This is a genomic window from Bartonella sp. ML69XJBT (assembly GCF_028618515.1).
In the GTDB taxonomy this organism is placed as follows: Bacteria; Pseudomonadota; Alphaproteobacteria; order Rhizobiales; family Rhizobiaceae; genus Bartonella.
This window is the reverse complement of record NZ_JAQITB010000069.1, coordinates 1-3,874: the sequence shown is the minus strand read 5'-3', so window position 1 is coordinate 3,874 and position 3,874 is coordinate 1. Positions and strand designations below refer to the sequence as shown.

Below are 3,874 nucleotides of genomic sequence, written 5' to 3'. Positions count from 1 at the left end.
GCTACCCTTTGTGCCTCTGTAGAGGTTGCTCTCGCTTTTTCCGATAAACTCTTGGCTTCTTCACTAACACCTTTTGCTTCATTAACTAAGGTGATAGCCTGTGAAGATTGATCCTTCGCTTCTGTAGAAGCCGTGAGAGCATTTGAAGACGCATCTTTTGCTTCTGATGCTAATTGTTTCGCTTCTTCTGCTTTGTTCTTCGCATCTGATGCCTCTGAAATGGCTCTCTCAACACTTTCTTTCGCATTACGCGCTGTTGCTGTCGCCGCTTCACTTGCATTCTTGGCTTCATTGGCTGTCGTAGATGCTCCCTCTGCTAGCCCCTTTGCCTCTGTCGCCGTGTTTACCGCTGTTTCTGATGTTGCATTCGCTCCATTGGCTACGCTCAACGCCTGTGATGCCGTCTCTTTTACTTCTTGCACAACACTCTGTGCAGTTTCCGCTTTGCTCTTCGCATCTTCCGCCAAGATCTTAATCGCTTCTCCGCCTCGTAGAGCTTCACCGTCTAAACGCACCGATTGCTCTGCCGCTACCTTCGCTTCATTGGCTAACTTTATCGCTTCTGTTGCATTGTCTTGCGCCTCTGATGCCTTAACTCTTGCCGTTTCTGCAACTTGTTTGGCTTCGCTTGATGCACTCTTCGCTTCTCCTGACGTCGTCTCTGCTCTAGAGACAATTGCCTTAACGCTTGTGACCTCTGTTAATGCTTGTTCTGCTGTCTTTTGTGCTTGAGTTGCTACTGCAGTGCTTGACGTTACATCTGTACTCGCTTTTTCCGCTAAACCTTTTGCCTCTTCTGCTAATCCCTTGGCTTCTGCTGCTCTCTCTCTTATCTCTGTAACCTTCTGATCTGCTCGATTGGCTGCTGTCAGCGCTGTTTCACTAACGCCCTTGGCATTATTAGCTGTCGTAGATGCTCCCTCTGCTAGCCCCTTTGCTTCTTCTGCCGTTTGCTTGGCTGTTGCTGCTGTGCTCGTTGCTGTAAGGGCTGTTTGCTTTACCTCATGACACGTCGCTACTGCTGTCGCTGCTACTTGCCTCGTCTCTGCTGCCGTCTGTTCTGCTTCTTTTGCCATCTTTGCAGCCGTCAACAGTTCTTGCTTAACTTCTCTTAGTCCTTGTTCTGCTTGTTCAATGCTCGCTTTCACACCTTCGGCTGTGTTCTTGGCTGTATTGGCATTCGTAGCAGCTTGTTCTGCTAACCTTTTTGCCTCATTGGCTCTACCTACCGCCTCTTCACTCGATTGCTTGGCTGCTCTTGCATCTTGTTTCGCCTCTTCAGACATACTCTTCCCGTCTTCAGCTGCTCTCGTAGCTGCTCCAGATTCACTCATCGCTCTGGAGGCTGTCTCATGCGCATTTTCCGATTTTCTTACCGCACCATCCGCTTTGCTTTGCGCTTCTCGTCCCTCTCTCAATGCCTCATCTGCAACTGTCTTCGATTCATTGGCGAGTGTCACCGCTCTAGCGGCACTCGTCAAAGCTTCTCCAACCGTGACCGCTGCTCCATCCGATAACTCTTTTGCATCCTCCGCTGCTCTTTTCGCCGCATCCGCTATCTGCTTGGCTGTCGTTGCTAATCCTAGCGCGCGTTCTGATGCCTGCTGTGCCTGCACACCCTGTTCCGCCGTCGCAAAAACTTCATAACTATAAAGACTGGCTGTTCCTAGTAAATTGGGAACAACAACCGTATCTTGTGATACACCCTCTATGATCTCTTCTTTCGTCGCTACCGGTATCTGATATTCATGCGTATGATTTGGTATCCCCATCTCTTTCTTCCTTATATCTCTTCAAACCAATACTTATAATGAACACTCTTTCAGCTCTTCTAACTCGACACTTAATGCCCTTAACCGCTCTTCTAATCCTTGCAGCCTGCCTTCAAGTTCTGACTTCAAAGCATCTTTCAACAAATCAACAATCCTATTAAGCGGGGCATGCACAAAATGATCCCCTGAATACAAAACAACCCGTACTTGGGACGGGTCGCTAATCTCTGATATCGCAAAGGGTTTCGATAACATGCATTCTCCTCCTCAGGTCTTTATCCCATAAACAACACTCACATTTATCGGGCGGCTTTCAACGCCTCCAAACTTTCTTATACCAATAAGATGATCATGCATGCCTAAATCTTCTCCTGATTGATTAGGGATTTTATTCATACTAAGCCGTTCATGTTTCAAGAAAAAAGGATGCGAGGTATACACCTTCCCCATCTGAGGTGCGTGTTCCTCAGATGCAGGAGAGGTAATTTGGTCAAATTCCCTGCTACACTCCTTTAAAGCATCTCCTGTTAAACCTAAACATTCCTCATCATCTCTCTCTAAAACTTCATAATCTACAATAATACTCCTTTGGCTCCTCGAACCTAATGAAGAACTATCGCGTCGCGTCCTTGAATTGCTCTCTGTGGGAGAAGAAAAATCAACACTATGCTCATGATCTCTCAGAGAACTCTGTTGCACACTGGCAAAATCACGCCCTCTATCAACAGAACCTAAATAATCAAAACCACGCAAAAACATGCCGCGCAAATCGGGGACATTAAACGTTGTATCATCTCCACCATGCCCCCAGAGCGTCCCTATGGTTGCAAACAAATCACGATACTTATCCCGTGAATAGGAACGACCATCACACAACAACCAACCAGAAGGCAACCTTTCCATCGCAAAGCAACCTATAAAGCCCGTAGGTAAGCCTCTTAAGTATAAAGATTTTCTTATCGTAGGATTGAGTAAATGCCACCCCGAAAGGGAGGCGTCATACACTAAACTATAGAAACAGCCATGGTGGATTTCTCCTCCATCAAGAGGCGATAAGCCGTTTTCTGTTGCCTTATAAACCGGTCTAGCGGGAAGCCCCTCTCGATAAACCGTCGTTCTGCCAAAATTCCAACCAACCGCCCTAAAGCGCAAAACAAAGCCATCTTGATATCCAGAAAATACAGAATTCTCGAAAATGATCCTGCTACTTTGCGTTAAATCATTAACCTTAACAACGCCATCAAACCCTCCTCCACTACACGATAAATATTCCCTCACACGCTGCATCATCACACGTGCACTATCATTAACTGTATGGGGCGCTTGCCCTTCTGACCAGTTAATCATATTATCTGCACCAGCGTTTTCTGATGCCGTTAAAGACCAATCATAAATATCTGCCATGTTCCCCTCAAGTCTTTATCGCAAAAACTACCGATACATTGATGGGACGCGTTTCGCTCTCACTATCCCTTGATGCCATAAGATCTTGCATAGGAGGCGTCTGAAAAGGAACTGCTACAACATCATAGACCCTTATATCTTCTTCGCTTACTCCAGAAACTTCAGAAACTGTCGATATCTGATCATGATTAAGCGCATGACCCCATAAAGCTGTCATACGCCCATGCCAATAACGGTCATCATCATCATCATCCATATCGGAAACGGATACCTTATGAACTTCATGTTGATGGGATTGAATTAAATCTGGCTGGACACTCGCAAAGCTACGTCCCGTATCAATATTGCGACCATCATCAAAACCACGTAAAAACATTCCCCGTAAATCGGGGATATTGAAGGTCCTAATACCATCGCCACTTCCCCATGTTATTCCTATCGCTGCAAAAAGATCGCTATAAAAACTTCGTGAATACGCACTCCCATCACATAATAGCCAACCACTAGGGATTGCTTGCATAGCAAACGTCCCTATAAAGCCTGCTGGATAAAGAGCCTTGGTCAAATCTAAGGGAGATAATACAGGGGTTGGATTAAGCAAATGCCAACCTGCAAGCGATTCATCATAGGCTAAACTGTAAATGCAACCCTGTTGGATTTCTCCTCCCAATAAAGGAATAGCTCCTAACTCTGTCGCC

The 3,874-nt window shown here is 46.1% G+C and carries 3 protein-coding genes and 1 pseudogene; all 4 read right to left on the bottom strand.

Features of this window, described 5'->3' with window-relative positions:
* Nucleotides 1–1,772 (bottom strand): annotated as a pseudogene (locus PVV68_RS09735) (hypothetical protein); the annotation flags it as partial.
* 33 nt (nt 1,773–1,805) lie between these two features.
* Nucleotides 1,806–2,027: a hypothetical protein gene (locus PVV68_RS09730; protein WP_273757214.1), complete on the bottom strand. Its 222-nt coding sequence runs from the start codon at nt 2,025–2,027 to the stop codon at nt 1,806–1,808.
* Between the two features lie 12 nt (nt 2,028–2,039).
* Entirely contained in the window at nt 2,040–3,176 is a 1,137-nt protein-coding gene (locus PVV68_RS09725) for a phage tail protein (protein ID WP_273782988.1), read from the bottom strand.
* 7 nt (nt 3,177–3,183) lie between these two features.
* Nucleotides 3,184–3,874, bottom strand: a 691-nt coding sequence (locus tag PVV68_RS09720) for a phage tail protein (RefSeq protein WP_273782987.1), incomplete at its 5' end; no start/stop codon positions are given.